Annotated in this window: 17 protein-coding genes; 4 read left to right on the top strand and 13 right to left on the bottom strand. The window is 70.0% G+C overall.

What is annotated here, in order from left to right; genetic code table 11:
* Positions 1-183: 183 nt before the first annotated feature.
* The 4 genes from HWX55_RS24620 to HWX55_RS24605 all read left to right on the top strand — a co-directional run bounded on the left by HWX55_RS24620 (position 184) and on the right by HWX55_RS24605 (position 4,425).
* Entirely contained in the window at positions 184-942 is a 759-nt protein-coding gene (locus HWX55_RS24620) for a TetR/AcrR family transcriptional regulator (RefSeq protein WP_050016436.1), read from the top strand.
* Positions 939-1,520, top strand: a complete 582-nt coding sequence (locus HWX55_RS24615) for a TIGR00730 family Rossman fold protein (RefSeq protein WP_050016434.1) — start codon at positions 939-941, stop codon at positions 1,518-1,520. Before HWX55_RS24620 ends, HWX55_RS24615 begins: the two co-directional genes overlap by 4 nt.
* Positions 1,521-1,542: 22 nt before the next feature.
* Positions 1,543-2,304, top strand: coding sequence for an SDR family oxidoreductase (locus HWX55_RS24610; RefSeq protein WP_124503936.1), 762 nt, complete (start codon positions 1,543-1,545; stop codon positions 2,302-2,304).
* Positions 2,305-2,532: 228 nt separating this feature from the next.
* On the top strand, positions 2,533-4,425 hold the full coding sequence (locus tag HWX55_RS24605) for a glycosyl transferase (RefSeq protein ID WP_175977631.1): 1,893 nt from the start codon (positions 2,533-2,535) through the stop codon (positions 4,423-4,425).
* A 163-nt stretch (positions 4,426-4,588) separates the two neighbouring features.
* Here HWX55_RS24605 and HWX55_RS24600 read toward each other — a convergent pair whose 3' ends face one another.
* The 13 genes from HWX55_RS24600 to kdpF all read right to left on the bottom strand — a co-directional run bounded on the left by HWX55_RS24600 (position 4,589) and on the right by kdpF (position 19,183).
* The gene (locus tag HWX55_RS24600) at positions 4,589-5,206 is read right to left on the bottom strand and encodes a DUF924 family protein (protein ID WP_175977630.1); all 618 of its coding nucleotides are present in this window, start codon (positions 5,204-5,206) and stop codon (positions 4,589-4,591) included.
* A complete protein-coding gene (locus HWX55_RS24595; protein WP_124554855.1) occupies positions 5,203-5,934 on the bottom strand; it encodes an alanyl-tRNA editing protein in 732 nt (243 codons plus the stop codon). The genes HWX55_RS24600 and HWX55_RS24595 overlap by 4 nt, the downstream gene beginning before the upstream one ends.
* 105 nt (positions 5,935-6,039) lie before the next feature.
* The gene (locus tag HWX55_RS24590) at positions 6,040-6,450 is read right to left on the bottom strand and encodes a group II truncated hemoglobin (RefSeq protein WP_006488211.1); all 411 of its coding nucleotides are present in this window, start codon (positions 6,448-6,450) and stop codon (positions 6,040-6,042) included.
* 43 nt (positions 6,451-6,493) lie between these two features.
* Positions 6,494-9,109 (bottom strand): FtsX-like permease family protein, encoded by a 2,616-nt coding sequence (locus HWX55_RS24585; protein WP_175977629.1) that lies wholly within the window; start codon positions 9,107-9,109, stop codon positions 6,494-6,496.
* Positions 9,106-9,723, bottom strand: coding sequence for a DUF4126 domain-containing protein (locus HWX55_RS24580; RefSeq protein ID WP_050016423.1), 618 nt, complete (start codon positions 9,721-9,723; stop codon positions 9,106-9,108). Before HWX55_RS24580 ends, HWX55_RS24585 begins: the two co-directional genes overlap by 4 nt.
* 212 nt (positions 9,724-9,935) lie before the next feature.
* Positions 9,936-10,199, bottom strand: a complete 264-nt coding sequence (locus tag HWX55_RS24575) for an SMR family transporter (protein WP_244140638.1) — start codon at positions 10,197-10,199, stop codon at positions 9,936-9,938.
* 210 nt (positions 10,200-10,409) lie between these two features.
* A complete protein-coding gene (locus HWX55_RS24570; RefSeq protein WP_175977628.1) occupies positions 10,410-10,703 on the bottom strand; it encodes a DUF333 domain-containing protein in 294 nt (97 codons plus the stop codon).
* 152 nt (positions 10,704-10,855) lie between these two features.
* Positions 10,856-11,554, bottom strand: coding sequence for a two-component system response regulator KdpE (kdpE, locus tag HWX55_RS24565; protein WP_175977627.1), 699 nt, complete (start codon positions 11,552-11,554; stop codon positions 10,856-10,858).
* On the bottom strand, positions 11,547-14,390 hold the full coding sequence (locus tag HWX55_RS24560; RefSeq protein WP_175977626.1) for a DUF4118 domain-containing protein: 2,844 nt from the start codon (positions 14,388-14,390) through the stop codon (positions 11,547-11,549). The genes kdpE and HWX55_RS24560 overlap by 8 nt, the downstream gene beginning before the upstream one ends.
* Positions 14,391-14,542: 152 nt before the next feature.
* The gene (gene kdpC / locus HWX55_RS24555) at positions 14,543-15,124 is read right to left on the bottom strand and encodes a potassium-transporting ATPase subunit KdpC (protein ID WP_175977625.1); all 582 of its coding nucleotides are present in this window, start codon (positions 15,122-15,124) and stop codon (positions 14,543-14,545) included.
* 25 nt (positions 15,125-15,149) lie between these two features.
* Entirely contained in the window at positions 15,150-17,234 is a 2,085-nt protein-coding gene (kdpB, locus tag HWX55_RS24550; RefSeq protein WP_050016412.1) for a potassium-transporting ATPase subunit KdpB, read from the bottom strand.
* 54 nt (positions 17,235-17,288) lie between these two features.
* Entirely contained in the window at positions 17,289-19,094 is a 1,806-nt protein-coding gene (gene kdpA / locus HWX55_RS24545) for a potassium-transporting ATPase subunit KdpA (protein WP_124554850.1), read from the bottom strand.
* Positions 19,091-19,183, bottom strand: a complete 93-nt coding sequence (gene kdpF, locus HWX55_RS24540; protein WP_006752209.1) for a K(+)-transporting ATPase subunit F — start codon at positions 19,181-19,183, stop codon at positions 19,091-19,093. The genes kdpA and kdpF overlap by 4 nt, the downstream gene beginning before the upstream one ends.
* Between the last annotated feature and the right edge of the window lie 299 nt (positions 19,184-19,482).

The raw sequence follows: 19,482 nt of genomic DNA, 5'->3' as shown, positions 1-19,482 counted from the left end.
TCGCCACGCCCGCATGCGGCGGCGCACCATGCGCGGCGCGGCGCCGCGATCACGAAATGCCCCGACGTGGCGAAACCCCGGTTTATAATCGGCCGCTAGACATAGAACAGCAACCCGCGCCGGACGAATCACGCAGCATCGATTGCAGCGCCCGCCAGTCCGGCACACACAGGGCCGGACGACATGGAAGCGAAACCTCCCCGCCGCACCCGCGAACGGATTCTCGAGTTGTCGTTGAAACTCTTCAACGAGATCGGCGAGCCGAACGTCACCACCACGACGATCGCCGAGGAAATGGAAATCAGTCCAGGCAACCTGTACTACCATTTCCGCAACAAGGACGACATCATCAACAGCATCTTCGCGCAGTTCGAGCAGCAGATCGAACGGCGGCTGCGCTTCCCCGAAGATCACCGTCCGACGATCGACGAAACCTGGTCGTACCTGCAGTACATGGCCGATTTCATGTGGACCTACCGGTTCCTGTATCGCGACCTCAACGACCTGCTCGCCCGCAACCGCACGCTCGAGACGCACTTCAAGCAGATCATCAGCCACAAGGTGCGCTTCGCGCACGACATGTGCGAGCTGCTCGTCTCCGATGCCGAGATGGTCGCGACGCCCGCCGAGATCGAAGTCATCGCGACCAACATGGCGGTGATCTCGACGTACTGGCTGTCGTACCAGTACGTGATGCATCCGCGCAAATACAACGACCAGGACGCGATCCGCGAAGAGCTGCACCAGGTGAGCATGCACGTGATCTCGATCATGGCGCCGTACCTGCGCGGCCGTTCGCGCCAGTTGTTCGACGACCTCGTGTCCGGCAAGCTGCCCAAGCGCCAGTTCACCGATTACCTGCCGCCGCGCGACGGTTCGCCGCGCCCGGCGGGCGGCCCCGTCGCCACCGGCCAGGCCCCCGCCAAGGACGCGAAGCAATGAAGGCAGTCTGCGTTTACTGCGGCTCGTCGTCCGGCGTGCGACCCGTCTATGCCGATGCCGCGCGCGCGTTCGGCCGTGCGCTCGTCGAGGCAGGCCTCACGCTCGTGTACGGCGGCGGCCGCGTCGGCCTGATGGGCGTGATCGCCGACGAAGTGATGGCGGCCGGCGGCCGGGCGGTCGGCGTGATTCCCGAGTTGCTCGTCGACAAGGAAGTCGGCCATACGGGGCTGTCGGAACTGCACGTCGTGCCCGACATGCACCATCGCAAGAAAATGATGGCCGACCTCTCCGACGCGTTCGTCGCGATGCCCGGCGGTGCCGGCACGCTCGAAGAGCTCTTCGAGGTCTATACGTGGGCGCAGCTCGGCTATCACCGCAAGCCCGTCGCGCTCTACAACATCGATTCGTTCTACGATCCGCTGATCGCGCTGCTGCGCCATACGGTCGACGAAGGCTTCATGCGGCCGGCCTATTTCGACGCACTGTGCGTCGAGTCGGAACCCGTCGCGCTGATCGAGCGGCTGCGCCGCTACCAGCCGCCCACCCGCGACAAGTGGGCGCCCGACGCCGCGAAGTAACCGTCACCGGAAACCGCACGCGATGACCGCACCGTCCGACCGCAAGGCTGTCCTCATCACCGGCGCGAGCCGCGGCATCGGCCGCGCGACCGCCGTGCTCGCGGCCGAACGCGGCTGGGACGTCGGCATCAACTACGCGCGCGACGCGGCCGCGGCCGAACTGACCGCGCAGGCCGTGCGCGACGCGGGCGGCCGCGCGTGCATCGTCGCGGGCGACGTCGCGAACGAGGCGGACGTCGTCGCGATGTTCGACACCGTTGCGGCCGAGTTCGGGCGCCTCGACGCGCTCGTCAACAATGCCGGCATCGTCGCGCCGTCGATGCCGCTCGCCGACATGCCGGTCGACCGGCTGCGACGGATGTTCGATACCAACGTGCTCGGCGCCTACCTGTGTGCGCGCGAAGCGGCGCGCCGGCTGTCCACCGACCGCGGCGGCCGCGGCGGCGCGATCGTCAACGTGTCGTCGATCGCGTCGCGGCTCGGCTCGCCGAACGAGTACGTCGACTACGCAGGCTCGAAAGGCGCGGTCGATTCGCTGACGATCGGCCTGGCCAGGGAACTCGGCCCGCACGGCGTGCGCGTCAACGCGGTGCGCCCGGGCCTGATCGAGACCGACATTCATGCAAGCGGCGGCCAGCCGGGCCGTGCGGCCCGTCTCGGCGCGCAAACGCCGCTCGGCCGCGCGGGCGAAGCGCAGGAAATCGCCGAGGCGATCGTCTGGCTGCTCGGCGATGCGGCGTCCTACACGACGGGCGCCCTGCTCGACGTCGGCGGCGGCCGCTAAGCTGACGCGCGGCGCAACAATACGGCGGTCGAAACCGCCCCGTGGTCACCGCGCCACAAATCTCCACAATTCCGTGACACTTCCAGTAAACATCCGTAACAATTCCGTGCTCTACTAGCGGCCATTCAGACAGGTGTCTCAAACACGCTGTCCGTTACCCCGGATGTAGCCCCTTATCGGTCCAGCCCATGTCGCCGGACCGGCTCGACTCGACCCGAGATCTTTTCCATGCCTGGAACCGCAGCGCCCAGCCGGCGACGCACGTCCGTGCCCGCCCCGGCCGCGCACACCCGCTCGACCGCCGATACCGACGTCATCGCGACGCTGGACGTCGCCGGCACGCCCGTCGCGGCCTCGCCCGCCGCCATCAGCCCCCTGCGCGACCGCTCGCTGCTGCTCGGCTGGCGCGCATGGCTGTTCGTCGCCGCGCTGGTGTGCGCGTACACGCTGCCCGGCGTGCTCGGGCACGATCCGTGGAAACAGGACGAAACCTATACGTTCGGCATCATCCAGCACATGCTCGAGACCGGCGATTTCGTCGTGCCGACCAATGCCGGCCTGCCGTTCATGGAAAAGCCGCCGCTTTACGCGTGGGTCGCGACCAGCCTCGCGTGGCTGCTGCAGCGCGTGATGCCGCTGCACGACGCGGCGCGCCTCGCGAGCGCCCTGTTCGCCGCGCTCGCGTTCGGCTTCATCGCGCGCGCGGCCCGCGTGGCCAGCCGCGCGGACAGCGGGTTCGACCTGCGCGTGCTCGGCCCGGTCGTGCTGAGCGCGGGCACGCTCGTCGTGATCAAGCACGTGCACGACATGATGACGGACGTCGCGCTGTTTGCCGGCACCGCCATCGCGTTCTGCGGGCTGCTGGAACTCGTGATGCAGCACGTCGCGCGTGCGCAGCCGATGCGTCACGGGCTGCCGGCGCACCCGGCCGGCCGCTGGGCCGCGCCGATCTTCGGCGCGGGCGTCGGCATCGCGCTGATGGCGAAGGGGCTGTTCGTGCCGCTCGTGTTCGCGGCCACGCTCGTCTGCACGCTGGTGCTCTACCCGGCCTGCCGCACCCGCTCGTTCGCACGCGCGCTCGGCGTCGCCGCGCTCGTGTTCGCGCCGTTCGCGCTGATCTGGCCGACCGCGCTGTTCCTGCGCTCGGAAACGCTGTTCATGACGTGGTTCTGGGACAACAACGTCGGCCGCTTCTTCGGCTTCTCCGTTCCCGAACTGGGCGCCGAAAACGACAAGCCGTTCTTCATCCTGCGCGCGTTCCTGCTCGTCGGCTTCCCGGTCGCGCCGCTCGCGATCGTCGCGCTCGCCCGCGGCGCATGGCGCGACTGGCGTACGCCGCGCATCGCGCTGCCCGTGCTGTTCGCCGGCATCGGACTCGTGGTACTGCAGGTGTCCGCGACGTCGCGCCAGCTCTACATCCTGCCGTTCTTCGCACCGCTCGCGCTGGTCGCCGCGCAGGCGATCGACCGCCTGCCGCGCCGGCTGCATCTCGCGTGGGATTACCTGAGCCGCATCCTGTTCGGCATGGTGGTCGTGCTCGCGTGGGCGATCTGGGCGGTGATGGCCGATCCGGCCGCGTCGCGCGCCGATCTCGCACTGCTCGGCCGCTGGCTGCCGCTCGACTGGACGATGCCGATCCAGCCCGCGCTCGTGACCGGCGCGCTCGCGCTGACGGTCGGCTGGCTGACGCTGCTGCCGAAGCTGCGCACGACGGGCCTGTGGCGCGGCGCGCTGTCGTGGGGTGCCGGCGCGCTGGTCGCGTGGGGGCTCATCTATACGCTGCTGCTGCCGTGGCTCGACGTCGCGAAGAGCTACCGGTCGGTGTTCGACGACCTGAACGCGCATCTCGCGCTCGAATGGAACGACGGCGACTGCATGGCGAGCCTGCACGGGCTCGGCGAATCGGAAGCGCCGATGCTGTATTACTTCTCCGGCATCCAGCACACGCCGATCGACGACGCGAAGACGACGCGCTGCACGTGGATGATCGTGCAGGGCGTGCGGGCCGTCGATCCGGCGCCCGGCGACGAATGGAAGCTGTTCTGGACCGGCGCCCGCCCGGGCGACAACGAGGAGCTGCTGCGCGTCTACGTGCGCACGCCCGAACAGCACCCGCAGTAACACAGGGCGGCGCGATGCGCTGCCCTGCCCGCCTTCGCTTTCTTCTTCGGCACGGGCCGCGCTCGTCCATTCGAGCGCTGCGCAGCCTGCGCTGCAATACCGGCAACCCGCAAGCGTCGTGGGTTCGCCGCCCCGCTCCTTCATCTCGCCAACGAACGGATCGTCAGAACGACGAGCCCGGCTCCCGCAGAAACGCCGCTTCCTCGTCGGTCGACGCGCGACCGAGAATCGCGTTCCGGTGCGGAAAGCGGCCGAAGCGCTCGACGACCGCCGCATGCAGCAACGCGTAGCGGTGGTAGCGCTCGCACCCGGCCTCGTCGCGGATGCCCGCGCACAGGCGCACGGCCTCGCGCTGGCTCTCGACCGACTCGTCGTGCTCGAACGGCAGATACGCGAACGCGCGGTGATGCCCGCTCGGCAACCGCGCGTCCCAGCCGGCCGCGACGACGCGGCGGGCCAGCGCGAGCGCCTTCGGATCGGCGGCAAACGCGCGCGGCGTGCCGCGATGGATGTTGCGCGAGAACTGGTCGAGCACGACGATCAACGCCAGCGCGCCCGACGGCGAATCGGCCCAGTGATCGCACGCGCCGTCGCATGCAGCGTCGAGCAGCGCGCCGTAACGCGTGCGCAGCACGTCGTCGAACGCCGCGCCGCCGTTGAACCAGACCTTGCGGTTCTGCCCGAACTCGGCCGAGCCGGGCTCGCCGAACCAGAAATCGAGAATCTCCCGTGCCTGCGGATCGAGCGCCGCCGCGCCCGCTTTCCCGGTATCGATCGTCATGCAAACTCCAGTACGAGGCGCCGTGTGCGCGCACTCTTCTTTTCCAGTTTCGCGACCCGCAGCCCGCCGATTTCGGACGTGTTGCGCACGTGCGTGCCGCCGCACGGCTGCAGGTCGACGTTCTCGATGCGCAGCAGCCGCACGCGGCCGAGGCCCATCGGCGGCTTCACGCTCATCGTGCGGACGAGTTCGGGCCGCTCGGCCATCTCGTCGTCGGTGATCCATTCGGTCGTGACCGGATGCGCGCCGGCGACGAAACCCGCGAGGCGCCGCTCGACGTCGTCGCGATCGATCGCGTCGGACGTCGCGAAATCGAGCCGCACGTAGTCGGCCGTCACGCTGCAGCCGTCGACCGCGTACGGCAGCACCGCGCACATCAGGTGCGCGGCCGTATGCAGGCGCATGTGCCGGTGGCGGCGCTGCCAGTCGATCGCCGCGACCACGCGCGTGCCGGGGGCCAGCGTCGCGACGCGCGCGTCCTGGCCCGGCGCGGGCACGTGCACGGCGTCGTCGGGCGTCGCGCCGTCGAACTTCGCCTTGCGCGTATCGGCAATCGCGATCGTGCTGCCGTCGGGCAGCGTCAGCGTGCCGGTGTCGCCCGCCTGGCCGCCGCCGAGCGGATAGAACACGGTGCGGTCGAGCCGGATGCCGTCGTCGCCGACGGCCTCGACGATCGCGTCGCATTGCATCAGGTACGCGTCTTCGCGAAACAGCGCCTGTGTCGTCATCGGGATGAGCCTCGTGTCGATGGAGGAAACGGCCAGTGTCACGCCGGCCCGCACGTGCGCCCAGACGCAGATCGTCCCGCGCGCGGGCAGCGGCGTACCGGTCGATCAACCGGGCCGGTTGCGCATCCAGTCGGCCGTGTCGTAGAACGAGTGCATGAGCCGCTCGCGCAGCGGCTCCGGCAGCCCGACATCCTCCATCGCCCACGCCATGCAGCGCAGCCACTGGTCGCGCTCGACCGACGCGATCGGGAACGGCAAATGCCGCGCGCGCAGCCGCGGATGGCCGAACCGGCTGATGTAGTGGTCGGGGCCGCCGAGCCAGCCGCACAGGAACCAGAACAGCTTGTCGCGCGAACCGTCGAGCGACGGCGGATGCAGCGCGCGAATCTGCGCGAACTCGGGCTCGAGGTCCATCAGGTCGTAGAAGCGGTCCACCATTTCGCGCACGCGGGCTTCGCCACCCACGAGCTCGAACGCCGTCGGCTGCGACGGCGCATCGTCATTCACATCGGTCATACGGATAGTCGGAAAACGGGATCTTCGGGGCCGCGGGCGACGCTCACGCGTCGCGCAGCGACTGCAGCGCGGGGCGCCGCAACACATTATGCAGGCTCAGCCAGCCGGCCGCACCGGCGCAGACGACGCCGGCCGCGATGCCGGCCGGCACGAGCCACGGATCGACGGCGAGCTGGAAGTCGAACACGCGCGACGCGAGCACCCAGCCGACCGCGATCGCGCCCGCCGACGCGAGCACGCCGGCCAGCGCGCCGACCACGACGAACTCCGCGCGCTGCACCGCGTTGACCTGCGCGCGCGACGCGCCGAGCGCGCGCAGCAGCGCGGCTTCGCGCACGCGCTCGTCGCGCGAGCCGGCGAGCGCGGTGTACAGCACGAGCACGCCGGCCGCGAGCGTGAACGCGAACAGGAACTGCACGGCGCCGACCACCTGCAGCATCATCCGCTGCAACTGCGCGAGGATCGGCGCGACGTCGATCGCGGTCAGGTTCGGGTAGCGCGCGATCAGCGGATCGAGCAGCGCGGCGTTCGATGCAGGCAGATGGAAGCTCGTCAGGTAGACGGCCGGGAAATCCTTCAGCACCGGCGGCGGCATCAGCACGAAGAAGTTGACGCGGAACGAGCCCCAGTCGAGCTTGCGCACGCTCGTGATCGGCGCGTCGACCGTCAGCCCCGTCACGTCGAAGCGCAGCGTGTCGCCCGGTTTCACGTTCAGCGTCTTCGCGAGGCCGGCTTCGATCGAGATCTGCGGCGTGGCCGCGGCGCCGAACCAGTCGCCTTCGACGATTCGGTTGTCGGACGGCAGCTCGGTCGTATACGACAGGTTGAATTCGCGATCGACGAGCCGGCGCGCCTCTTCCGACGGGTACGCGTCCGGATTCACCGGCTTGCCGTTGATCGCGACGAGGCGGCCGCGCACCATCGGCGCGGGCACCGCGTCGCGCACGCCGTGCGCGGCCAGATAGGCGGCCACATCGGCGCGCTGGTCAGGCTGGATGTCGATCAGGAACTGGTTCGGCGCATCGGGCGGCGTCGACTGCCGCCAGCCCGCCACGAGGTCGTTGCGCGTGATCGCGATCAGCAGCAGGCACATCAGGCCGAGCGCGAGCGCGGTGATCTGCAGCGCGCTGGCCGTGCCGCGCCGGTGCAGCGACGCCAGCGCGTAACGCCAGCCGACGCCCGCGGCCACGCGCGCATTGCGCACCGCGCGCGCGGCGGCGAACAGCACGAGCCGGGCAATCAGCGCGAACCCGACCAGCGCGCCGGCAAAGCCGCCCGCGACGATCAGGCCGAGCTTCAGGTTGCCGGCGGCCACGATCAGCAACCCCGCGAACAGCACGACGCCGACCGCATACGCGGCCCACGCGGTGCGCGACGCGTCGCCCCACTCGCGCCGCAGCACGCGCACCGGCGGCACGCGCGTGAGCGGCACGAGCGGCGGCAGCGCGAAACCGAGCAGCAGCACGAGCGCGGCGCCCATGCCGATCAGCGCCGGCCACAACGTGGGCGGCGGCAGCGCGACGTCGATCAGGCTGCCGAGCGCGGCCAGCAGCGCCCAGTGGCCACCGTAGCCGAGCACTGCGCCCGCGGCGCCCGACACGATGCCGACGCCGATGAATTCGAGCGCGAACAACGCGCCGAGCGTGCGGCGGCTCACGCCTAGGCAGCGCATCGTCGCGCAGCCGTCGAGATGACGCCGCATGTAGCGCTGCGCGGCCATCGCGATCGCGACAGCCGCGAGCAACGCGGTCAGCAACGCGACGAGCGTCAGGAAGTGGCGCGCGCGATCCAGCGTCTGCCGCACCTGCGGCTGCCCCTCCTGCAACGACTCGAGCCCGACGCCGCGCAGTTTCCCGCCGTCGACGCGCGCGTGCGCATAGGTTTCGAAGCGCGCGACGGCCGCTGCGTCGCCGGCGACCAGCAGCCGGTATGTGACGCGACTGCCGTAGCCGGTGAGCCCCGTCGCGGCGAGCTCGTCCGCGCGCATCATCAGCCGCGGCGAAAAATTGACGAACGAAAAGCCGCGATCGAGTTCGCGGGTGATCGCCGCGGCGACCGTGAACGTGCGCAGCCCGACGCGCACCGTATCGCCGGCCTTCAGGTGCAGCGCGTCGAGCAGCGACGGGTCGGCCCATACGGTGCCCGGCGCGGGGATCGCGGACGCCTTCTGCGCAGTGGTCGCACCGGCCGGCAGGATCTCGACCGCGCCGCGCAGCGGATAGCCGGGCGACACGGCCTTCACGGCCGCGAGGCGCGACGGCGCGGCGTCGGCGGCCTGCCCGCGCGCGGCGGACCCGATCATGCTCGGGAAGATGGCGGTCGTCGCGGTACGCAGGCCGAGCGCGCGCGCCTGGCGGTCGAACGACGGATCGACGGGGCGATCGGCGCGCACGACGAAATCGGCGCCGAGCATCTGGCGCGCGTCGCGCTCGAGGCCCTGGCGCAGCCGATCGGCGAGAAAGCCGACGCTCGTCAGCGCCGCGACCGCGAGCACCAGCGCGAGGACCAGCAGCGTCAATTCACCCGCGCGCCAGTCGCGCGCGGTCATCCGGGCAGCCTGGTGGATCAGGTCGCGCAGGCCGAAGCGGCCGGCATGCGTGCGCCCGTCATGGCCGGGGTGCCCGGCCGGCGGCTGCGCCGCGTGTTGCGGCCCCTTCAATCGCGCTTCCCTCCGATCGAGTTGAGCCGCGACACCATGTGGTTAGCCATCCCGCGAAAACCGCCCGACACGCCCCGCCACAGGCGCGGCAGCGCCCACGCCGACGCCGTGATGAACGCGGCAAGCAGCACGAGGAACGCGAGCGGAACGAAGAACGCGAGGACGAGCCCGCCGACCACGAGACCGTCCTCGGTCGACGACGCAATCCAGTTCGAAATCGGTTCGGGAGACAGGTTGATCAGCGCGCGCGTGCCAGCCTTCGCCACGTGCGCGGCGCCGGCGAGCGAGCCGCCGGCGAGCCCCGCGACCGCCAGCATGGTCGGATCGGCATGGCCGAGTGCGCCGGCCGCGAGCACGGCGCCGGCCGGGATGCGGATGAAGGTATGCACGGCGTCCCACAGCGAGTCGAACGCGGGAATCTTGTCGGCCAGGAATTCGGTGACGGCGAGCACGGCCGCGGCGCCGATGACCCACGGCGACATCAGCACGGCCAGCGTGTCGGGCAGATGGAGCCAGCCGAAGCGCGCCAGCACGCCGGCGATCAGCACCGTCAGGTACAGGCGCAGGCCGCTCGCCCACGCGAGTCCCGCGCCGAGCGAAATGGCTTCGATCATGGCCCTCTCCTTGCACTTTCCGTGCGTTTTGCCGATTGATCGGATCGGACAGACCGGCCGCGCGGCGCGTGGCGACCGGCACCGCGTGCCGCGCGCAGCACGACGGGATTCAGGCCCGAATACATTCCATTATAGACAGGCTGGACGGGCGACCGGCGCAATTCCGCAGTGCGGGGCGGCGCGCGGGCGCATGCGCGCCGCGGAGTCCGTCGTCAGGCGGCCGACGACAATTTCAGGCCGACCAGCCCCGCGACGATCAGCGCCGCACTGGCGACGCGGGCGACGGTCAGCGCCTCGCCCAGCATCACGATGCCGAACACGAACGCGCCGACCGCGCCGATGCCCGTCCACACCGCGTACGCGGTGCCGAGCGGCAACTGGCGCATCGCGACCGCGAGCAGCCCGAAGCTGGCCAGCGCCGTCACGATCGTGAACACCGACGGACCGAGTTTCGTGAAGCCGTCCGACGATTTCAAGCCGGCCGCTCAGGCCACTTCCAGCAAACCGGCGATCAACAACCATACCCACGCCATCTCGACGTACTCCGTATCGGATGGGGCCGTCCCCGTTGAAGCGAATGACCCGGGGTCGTCCCCGGGCGGCGCCGAGTATAACAAGCGGCTTACAGGCCTGCCGGCGGCCGGGCACGACGGCGGCCGATACGGGGCGCGACCGGCCGGACGCGGTCAGTTCGCCACGCGCTTCGGCGCGCCGCCGCCGACGCAGCGGTCGTCGCGGTACAGCGCCCATTCCTCGCACACGCGGCCGTCCTTGAACACGCACATGCCGACCTGCCCGCTCGACAGGTTGCGGATTACGTGGCGACCGCCGAGCTTCTCGCAGTTGACCGACGCGGGATTGGCCAGCGCCGCCTGCGCGGGCGGGTGCTGCGCGGGCGGCTGCCCGGGCGGCAGCGGCTGGGCGAACGCGCCGGGCGCAGCGAGCGCCAGCGCACAGATGACGACCAGACGGACGGACATTGCACGCTCCTCGATTTGGTTCGCGGAACGGTCAGGATAGCGGGGATTGCGCAGCCGGTGTGCAAGGCCGACGCCCATCGCGAGGCTGTCGCGCCGGCGCAACCCTGCCGGGGCGCGACGCCGCGGCCGCATGCTTGGCCGCGCCCCGTCCGTCACACGGCGCCGACGAGCCGATAGCCGACGCCCGTCTCGGTGACGATGTGCTCGGGCTGCGCGGGATCGGCCTCGAGCTTCTGGCGCAGATGCGCCATGTAGATGCGCAGGTAATGATGGCTCTCGACGTGCGACGGGCCCCACACGTCGCGCAGCAGTTGCCGGTGCGTGAGCACGCGCCCCGCGTGGCGCACGAGCGTCGCGAGCAGCCGGTATTCGAGCGGCGTCAGGTGCACGATCGCGTCGTCGCGCCACACCTGGCGCAGCGCGAGATCGACGGTCACGCCGCCGAAGGTCACCTTCGGCGACTCGTTCGCGCCGCCCTGGTTGCGCCGGCGCAGTTGCGCGCGAATCCGCGCGCGCAGTTCGGACACGCCGAACGGCTTGGTCAGGTAGTCGTCGGCGCCCGCGTCGAGCGCGGCCACCTTCTCCTCTTCCTGCGTGCGCGCGGACAGCACGATCACCGGCACCTCGGACCAGCCGCGCAGTTCACGGATCACGTCGAGGCCGTCGGTGTCGGGCAGGCCGAGATCGACGATCACGAGGTCGGGCTTGCGCGTCGCCGCGTCGATCAGCCCCTGCTTGCCCGTCTCGGCTTCGAACACCGCGATGTCCTCCTCCTCGAGCGCGGCGCGCACGAAGCGGCGGATCTGCTTTTCGTCCTCGATCAGGACGACGGTCAGGGTGGGTTCACTCATGGTCGGGCAATGACTCGGATGGGGGCGATGCGTCCGGCAGGTCGGATTCGTCGTCGGGCACGGCGGGTGCCGCCGGCGGCGTGTCGACCGGCAGCGTGAACCAGAAACGCGCGCCCGTCACGCGGCCGTCGGGCGCGGTGCGGTTGAGCGCGCCGATTTTACCGCCGTGCGCCTCGACGATCGCGCGGCAGATCGCGAGGCCGAGCCCGATGCCCGGCGTCGCCGATTCCTTCTCGCCGCGCGTGAACTTGTCGAAGATGCGCACTTCCATCCCGGCCGGCAGGCCCGGGCCGTGATCGTCGACGTGCACGCGCACGAAAGGATGGCCGTCGTCGGTCACGCGCTCCGCGCCGATGTCGAGCGACGTATCGGGCGGCGTGTACTTCGCCGCGTTCTCGAACAGGTTGGTGAACAGCCGCTCCATCAGTACCGCGTCCATCTGCAGCAGCGGCAGGTCGGCCGGCAGCGCGACGTGCGCGGGATGGCGCGCGAGCACGCGCCGGCACGCGGCGAGCGCGGCGCCGACGGTTTCCTCGAGCAGCGACCACTGGCGCTTGAGCTGCAGGCTGCCGGCCTGCAGCCGCGCCATGTCGAGCAGGTTCGTGACGATGCCCGTCATGCGCAGCGCCTCGTCGTGAATCGCGTCGACGAGTTCGCCCTCGCGCTGCGCGAGCCGCCCGGCCGCCGCGGCGTCGCCGGCCTGCGCGGCCGCGCGCCCGTTCGCGAGCATCGACGAGAAGCCGACGATCGTCGTGAGCGGCGTGCGCAGGTCGTGCGAGATCGCCGACAGCAGCGAGTTGCGCAGCCGCTCGGATTCCATGTTGACGAGCGCGTCGCGCGCGATCTCGACGTAGTGCACGCGTTCGAGCGCGAGCGCGATCTGCGCGGCGAATGCGTCGAGCATTCGCTGCTGCTCGGGAACCTCGAGCTCGCGCGGCTCGCGCGACGCGACCGCGAGCACGCCGCGCGTGCGCATCGGCGCCTTCAGCGGCAGGTACAGCGCGGCCGTCGCCGGCAACGTATCGGTGCCGCGCCCGGCCGGCTTCTGCTGGTCGTACACCCACTGGCCGACGTCGCTGTCGAGCTCCGCGCCCGTCAGCGTGACGGCCGCGTCGGGCTCCTCGATCTTCTGCCGCACCTGGTCCGCGCTGTCGGGCAGCAGGAACGCGACGCGCGCGCGGAACACCTCGCCCACGTGACGGCTGCCGATCTCGACGATCTGCTCGGTCGTCAGCGCCGCGCCGAGCTCGCGCGCCATCGCGTAGATCGCGCCGGTGCGGCGCTCGCGGCGCTGCGCGACGCTCGCCTGGCGCGTGAGCGTCGACGTCAGGTGGCTGATCACGAGCGACGTCAGCAGCATCCCGAAGAAGGTCAGCAGGTATTGCGTGTCGCTGACCGAGAACGACATGCGCGGCGGCACGAAGAAGAAATCGAACGCGGCCACCGACAGGAACGACTGCAGCACGCCCGGGCCGCGGCCGAGCCGCACCGCCGAGAACACCACGCCGAGCAGGTACAGCATCACGAGGTTCGTGAGGTCGAGCCGCCCGGACACGACGCTCGCGACGACGGTGATCGCCGCGCAGATCGCGGCCGCATACGCGTAGTGGCGCGGCGGCGAACGGTGCGTGCCGAACTGCGCGAACGCGTCGCGCCAGTCGCGCGCCCGCGCGTCGAGCGGCGCGGCGCGCGTCTCGTCGCTCGCGGACGCACGGATCAGCATCAGGTCGACGTCGCCCGCGCGCTCCGCCAACTGCTCGCCGAACGGCCGCGCGAAGCGGCGCGCGAGCCCGACCTTCGGCGAGCCGCCCGCGACGAGCTTCGATACGTTGCGCACCTTCGCATAGCCGATCAGCGCGGCGACCGCGTCGGGCCCGGCGAGCGTGACCGTCTCCGCGCCGAGCTCGGCCGCGAGCTTCAGCGCGTCGAGCGTGCGCTGCCGCCGCGCGTCGGGCAGCCGCTGCAGGCGCGGCGTCTCGACGTAGACGGCGATCCAGTCGGCCTTCAGGCTCGCGGCGAGCCGCGCCGCCGCGCGCACGAGCGTCGGCGCTTCGGCGCCCGGGCCGACGCACACGAGCAGCCGCTCGCGCGCCTGCCAGATGCGCTGGATCGAACGGTCTGCGCGGTACTCGCGCATCTGCGCGTCGACGCGATCGGCCGTGCGCCGCAGCGCGAGCTCGCGCAGCGCGATCAGGTTGCCCTTGCGGAAGAAGTTGCGCACCGCGCGCTCGGCCTGCTGCGCGAGATACACCTTGCCGTCGCGCATCCGCTCGAGCAATTCCTCGGCCGGCAGGTCGACGAGCGTGACTTCGTCGGCCGCGTCGAACACGCGGTCGGGCACGGTCTCCCACACGCGGATGCCGGTGATCGCGCCGACCACGTCGTTCAGGCTTTCGAGGTGCTGGACGTTGACGGTCGTATACACGTCGATGCCCGCGTCGAGCAGCTCGTAGACGTCCTGCCAGCGCTTCAGGTGCCGAGCGCCCTGCACGTTCGAATGCGCGAGCTCGTCGACGAGGATCAGTTGCGGCGCACGCGCGAGCGCGCCGTCGAGATCGAATTCGGCGAGCGTGCGGCCGCGATAGTCGATGCGAGCCGGCGGCAGCACGTCGAGGCCGTCGAGCAGCGCGGCGGTTTCACTGCGGCCGTGGGTCTCGACGATGCCGACGACGACGTCGACGCCTTCCTGCCGGCGCTGACGCGCGGCCTGCAGCATCGCGTAGGTCTTGCCGACGCCGGCGGACGCGCCGAAGAAGATCTTGAGCTGGCCGCGCCGCTGCTTTTCTTCATCGCGCTGCAGCTTGTCGAGGAGTTGGTCGGGATCGGGGCGGTTCATGCGTCAGAAGGGCGACGCGCCGGATGGCGCGCGAGATACAGCCATTGTGGTTCCAAATCGCCGCAAAAGGCAAAGACGGCGCGCGCGCCGTCGAAACGAAGTCGGGCCCGGCGCGCAGCCAGCCGCGCCGGGGAGCCCGCACGCCCGCACGCTCAGTGCGCGGCCTGCGCCGCGTCGAGCGCGAGGTTCAGCTTCAGCACGTTCACGCGCGGCTCGCCGAGCACGCCGAACTGGCGGCCCGCCGTGTTCGCGGCGACGAGTTGCGCGACCGCGTCCGGCGCCAGGTTGCGCGCCTTCGCGACGCGCTCGACCTGGTACGCGGCCGCGGCCGGCGTGATCTCCGGATCGAGGCCGCTCGCCGACGCCGTCACGAGGTCGACCGGCACCGGCTTCGACAGGTCGGTGCCCGCCTCGCGCAGCGCGGCGATGCGCGCCTTCACCTGGTCGGCGAGCGACGGGTTCAGCGGGCCGAAGTTCGAGCCGCCGGAGCCGGCCGCGTTGTACGGCATCGGCGCGGTGGCCGACAGCCGGCCCCAGAAATACTTCGGCGCGTCGAACGACTGGCCGATCAGCGCGGAGCCGACGACCTTGCCGTTCTGCTCGATCAGGCTGCCGTTGGCCTGCGACGGGAACACGGCCTGACCGAACACGGTCATCACGGCCGGGTAAGCGAGCCCCGTCACGGCGGTCAGGATGACGAACAGCACGACGAGCGGGCGAATCAACGATTTCATGATGGTTCCTTCAAGGACGGCCGGCTCAGGCCCAGCCGAGCGCGGCGAGCGTCATGTCGATCAGCTTGATGAACGGGAACGGCAGCAGCACGCCGCCGAGGCCGTAGACCAGCAGGTTGCGGCGCAGCAGCGACGCGGCGCCGAGCGGCCGATAGGTCACGCCCTTCAGCGCGAGCGGAATCAGCGCGACGATGATCAGCGCGTTGAAGATCACCGCGGACAGAATGGCCGACGCCGGCGACGTCAGATGCATGATGTCGAGCACGCGCAGTTGCGGATAGGTCGTCACGAATGCGGCCGGGATGATCGCGAAGTATTTCGCGATGTCGTTCGCGATCGAGAACGTCGTGAGCGAACCGCGCGTCATCAGCATCTGCTTGCCGATCTCGACGATCTCGATCAGCTTCGTCGGGTTCGAGTCGAGGTCGACCATGTTGCCGGCTTCCTTCGCCGCCTGCGTGCCGGTGTTCATCGCGACCGCCACGTCGGCCTGCGCGAGCGCCGGTGCGTCGTTGGTGCCGTCGCCCGTCATCGCAACGAGACGCCCGGCCGCCTGGTGCTCGCGGATCGTCGCGAGCTTGGTTTCCGGCGTCGCTTCCGCGAGGAAATCGTCGACGCCCGCTTCCGCCGCGATCGCCGCGGCCGTCAGCCGGTTGTCGCCCGTCACCATCACGGTCTTGATGCCCATCTTGCGCAGCTCCGCGAAGCGCTCCTTGATGCCGCCCTTCACGATGTCCTTCAGCTCGATCACGCCGAGCACGCGCGCCGCGCCGTCCTGCAGGTCGGCCACGACGAGCGGCGTGCTGCCGCGGCGTGCGACGTCGTCGACCGCGCGGCGCACTTCTTCGGGGAAGCGGCTGCCGTGGGTTTCGACGTAGCGGCGGATCGCGTCGGCCGCGCCCTTGCGGATCTCGCGGCCGGGCAGATCGACGCCGCTCATCCGCGTCTGCGCGGAAAAGCCGAGGAACGTCGCATGCAGTTGCGCCATGTCGCGCTGGCGAATGTTGAAGCGCTCCTTCGCGAGCACGACGATGCTGCGGCCTTCCGGCGTTTCGTCGGCGAGCGACGACAGTTGCGCGGCATCGGCCAGCGCTTCCTCGGTCACGCCCGGCGCCGGCACGAACGTCGACGCCTGACGGTTGCCGAGCGTGATCGTGCCGGTCTTGTCGAGCAGCAGCACGTCGACGTCGCCGGCCGCTTCGACCGCGCGACCCGACGTCGCGATCACGTTCGCCTGCATCATCCGGCTCATCCCGGCCACGCCGATCGCGGACAGCAGCCCGCCGATCGTCGTCGGAATCAGGCATACGAGCAGCGCGACGAGCGCGGTGATCGTCACCACGTGGCCGGCCTTCATCGCTTCGACCGAGAACATCGAGAACGGCAGCAGCGTCGCGGTCGCGAGCAGCATCACGATCGTCAGCGCGACGAGCAGGATCGTCAGCGCGACCTCGTTCGGCGTCTTCTTGCGCTTCGCGCCTTCGACCATCGCGATCATCCGGTCGAGGAACGCCTCGCCGGGGTTCGCCGTGACCTTGACGACGATCCAGTCGGACAGCACGCGCGTGCCGCCCGTCACCGACGAGAAGTCGCCGCCCGATTCGCGGATCACCGGCGCGGATTCGCCGGTGATCGCCGATTCGTCGACCGATGCGACGCCGTCGACGACTTCACCGTCGGCCGGGATCACGTCGCCGGTCTCGACCAGCACGACGTCGCCTTTGCGCAGGTCGGACGCGGTCGTGATGCGGATCGGCGACTTCGGATGCGGCTCGTTGAGCTTCTTCGCCATCACGTCCTTCTTCGCGCTGCGCAGCGACGCGGCCTGCGCCTTCGAGCGCCCTTCGGCGAGCGCTTCGGCGAAGTTCGCGAACAGCACCGTGAACCACAGCCACAGCGCGATCGCGAGAATGAAGCCCGCGGGCGCCTCGGCCTGGCCCGAGAGCGCCGCGATCCACAGGATCGTGGTCAGGATGCTGCCGACGTACACGCAGAACATCACCGGGTTGCGGAACTGCGTGCGCGGCGTGAGTTTCTTGAACGAATCCACGATCGCCGGGCGCAGCAGCGCCGGATCGAACATGGACCGTGTTGCGGAATGTTGAGTCATTGCGATCTCTTCAAGCTCTTCAGTCTTTTCAGTGTGTCGCGATGCGGGCGCGCGTCACGCGCCCAGCCACATCATCAGGTGCTCGACGCCCGGGCCGAGCGCGAGCGCCGGCACGTAGGTCAGCGCGCCCACCAGCAGCACGGTGCCGAGCAGCAGCACGACGAACAGCGGGCCGTGCGTCGGCAGCGTGCCGCTCGTCACCGCGATGCGCTTCTTCGCGGCGAGGGAACCGGCGATCGCCAGCACCGGCACGATCGTGCCGAAGCGGCCGAACCACATCGCGATCGCGGTCATCCAGTTGTAGAACGGCGTGCCGACCGTCAGGCCCGCGAACGCGCTGCCGTTGTTGTTCGCGGCCGAACTGAACGCATAGAGGATTTCCGAGAAGCCGTGCGGGCCCGGGTTCGAGATGCCGGCCTTGCCCGCGTCCGCCAACACCGCGATCGACGTGCCGACCAGCACGAGCAGCGGCGTGAGCAGCACGACGATCGACACCATCTTCATCTCGTACGACTCGATCTTCTTGCCGACGTATTCCGGCGTGCGGCCGATCATCAGGCCGGCGACGAACACCGCGAGCAGCGCGAACACGAGCATCCCGTAGAGGCCGGAGCCGACGCCGCCGAAGACCACCTCGCCGAGCTGCATCAGCAGCATCGGCACGAGGCCGCCGACCGGCGTCAGCGAATCGTGCATCGCGTCCACCGCGCCGCACGACGCGGCCGTCGTCGCGACCGTGAAGATGCCGGTCTGTGCGATCCCGAAGCGGGTTTCCTTGCCTTCCATGTTGCCGCCCGGCTGCAGCGCGCCGGCCGACTGGTCGACGTGCAGCGCCGCGAGCGTCGGGTTGCCGGCCTGCTCGGCGCTCACCTCGACGCCGGTCGCGACCGCGAACGCGACCGTCATCGCCGCGAGCACTGCGATGCCCTGTCGACGGTCGCCGATCATCCGGCCGAACACGAGACACAGCGCGGCCGGGATGATCAGGATCGAGAAGATCTGCAGAAAGTTCGCGAACGGCGTGGGATTTTCGAACGGGTGCGCGGAGTTCGCGTTGAAGAAGCCGCCGCCGTTGGTGCCGAGCATCTTGATCGCTTCCTGGGAGGCGACCGGGCCCATCGCGAGCGTCTGCTTCGTCAGCGGAGTCGGCACCGTGACCGCGTTGCCCTTGTCGTCCTTCACCGGGCTGCCCTGCGCGTCGAGCTTCGGCGCCGCGTAGGTGCTCGCCTGCAGCACCGGCACGTCCTGGTACGCCTTCATGTTCTGCAGCACGCCCTGGCTCATCAGCAGCGCGGCGACGAGCGCCGCCATCGGCACGAGCACGTACAGCGTCACGCGCGTGAGGTCGACCCAGAAGTTCCCGATCGTCTGCGCGGTGTGGCGTGCGAAGCCGCGGATCAGCGCGATCACGACGACGATGCCGGTCGCCGCCGACAGGAAGTTCTGCACCGTCAGGCCGAGCATCTGCGACAGATAGCTGACGGTCTGCTCGGGCGTGTAGTCCTGCCAGTTCGTGTTCGCGACGAAGCTGACGGCCGTGTTGAACGCGCCGTCGGGCGTCATCGCGCCGAACTGCTGCGGGTTGCCGGGCAGGAAGCCCTGCAGGCGTAACAGCCCGTAGAGGAACAGCACGCCGAGCGCGTTGAACGCGATCGTCGCGATCGCATACTGCTTCCAGTTCATCTCGGTGCCGGCGTCGACGCCGGCGACGCGGTACAGCGCGCGTTCGAGCGGGCCGAACACGCGCACGACGCGCGAACTGCCATCCATCACCGCGCTCAGGTAGCGCGCGACCGGCACGGCCGCCGCGAGCAGCACGACGATGAACAGCAGCGTCTGCAACAGGTTGTTCGCGTTCATTCGATGTCCTCCGCGCGCAGCAGCGCAAAGACGAGATACGCGAACAGCAGGGCCGTCGAGGCGCCCGCCAGCCAAAGCATCCAGGTCATGCGCGCCCCCCGCGACCGTATTGCACGAGCTTGTCGCAACCGGCAAGCAAACCGAGGATCAGCGCGGTGAAGAGCACCAGTGCGCCGATGAAAACCCCATCCATTTTTTGTTCTCCGTCGTCGAAATCGGACGACTAGAACCTTATGGGAACGCGCGTAAAGGGCGGGTCAAAGCTATCGGGGCGGATATAAAAAACGCGTAAACGCGTGCGGCGGGACCGGCGCAAATCGAGGCGGGACGGGCGGCGCCGCAGCGCCGCCCGCAACAGGCGCGTGCCGGCGTCGCGCCGGCACGGGGG

The sequence above is a fragment of the Burkholderia sp. BCC1047 genome, assembly GCF_902833155.1.
GTDB lineage: Bacteria > Pseudomonadota > Gammaproteobacteria > Burkholderiales > Burkholderiaceae > Burkholderia > Burkholderia sola.
This window is presented reverse-complemented; position numbering and strand designations above follow the sequence as displayed.

Excerpts from the sequence above, each read along its gene's own strand:
- HWX55_RS24620 (WP_050016436.1), top strand. The coding sequence starts at position 184 with ATGGAAGCGAAACCTCCCCGCCGCACCCGCGAACGGATTCTCGAGTTG.
- HWX55_RS24615 (WP_050016434.1), top strand. The coding sequence starts at position 939 with ATGAAGGCAGTCTGCGTTTACTGCGGCTCGTCGTCCGGCGTGCGACCC.
- HWX55_RS24610 (WP_124503936.1), top strand. The coding sequence starts at position 1,543 with ATGACCGCACCGTCCGACCGCAAGGCTGTCCTCATCACCGGCGCGAGC.
- HWX55_RS24605 (WP_175977631.1), top strand. The coding sequence starts at position 2,533 with ATGCCTGGAACCGCAGCGCCCAGCCGGCGACGCACGTCCGTGCCCGCC.
- HWX55_RS24600 (WP_175977630.1), bottom strand. The coding sequence starts at position 5,206 with ATGACGATCGATACCGGGAAAGCGGGCGCGGCGGCGCTCGATCCGCAG.
- HWX55_RS24595 (WP_124554855.1), bottom strand. The coding sequence starts at position 5,934 with ATGACGACACAGGCGCTGTTTCGCGAAGACGCGTACCTGATGCAATGC.
- HWX55_RS24590 (WP_006488211.1), bottom strand. The coding sequence starts at position 6,450 with ATGACCGATGTGAATGACGATGCGCCGTCGCAGCCGACGGCGTTCGAG.
- HWX55_RS24580 (WP_050016423.1), bottom strand. The coding sequence starts at position 9,723 with ATGATCGAAGCCATTTCGCTCGGCGCGGGACTCGCGTGGGCGAGCGGC.
- HWX55_RS24570 (WP_175977628.1), bottom strand. The coding sequence starts at position 10,703 with ATGTCCGTCCGTCTGGTCGTCATCTGTGCGCTGGCGCTCGCTGCGCCC.
- kdpE (WP_175977627.1), bottom strand. The coding sequence starts at position 11,554 with ATGAGTGAACCCACCCTGACCGTCGTCCTGATCGAGGACGAAAAGCAG.
- HWX55_RS24560 (WP_175977626.1), bottom strand. The coding sequence starts at position 14,390 with ATGAACCGCCCCGATCCCGACCAACTCCTCGACAAGCTGCAGCGCGAT.
- kdpC (WP_175977625.1), bottom strand. The coding sequence starts at position 15,124 with ATGAAATCGTTGATTCGCCCGCTCGTCGTGCTGTTCGTCATCCTGACC.
- kdpB (WP_050016412.1), bottom strand. The coding sequence starts at position 17,234 with ATGACTCAACATTCCGCAACACGGTCCATGTTCGATCCGGCGCTGCTG.
- kdpA (WP_124554850.1), bottom strand. The coding sequence starts at position 19,094 with ATGAACGCGAACAACCTGTTGCAGACGCTGCTGTTCATCGTCGTGCTG.
- kdpF (WP_006752209.1), bottom strand. The coding sequence starts at position 19,183 with ATGACCTGGATGCTTTGGCTGGCGGGCGCCTCGACGGCCCTGCTGTTC.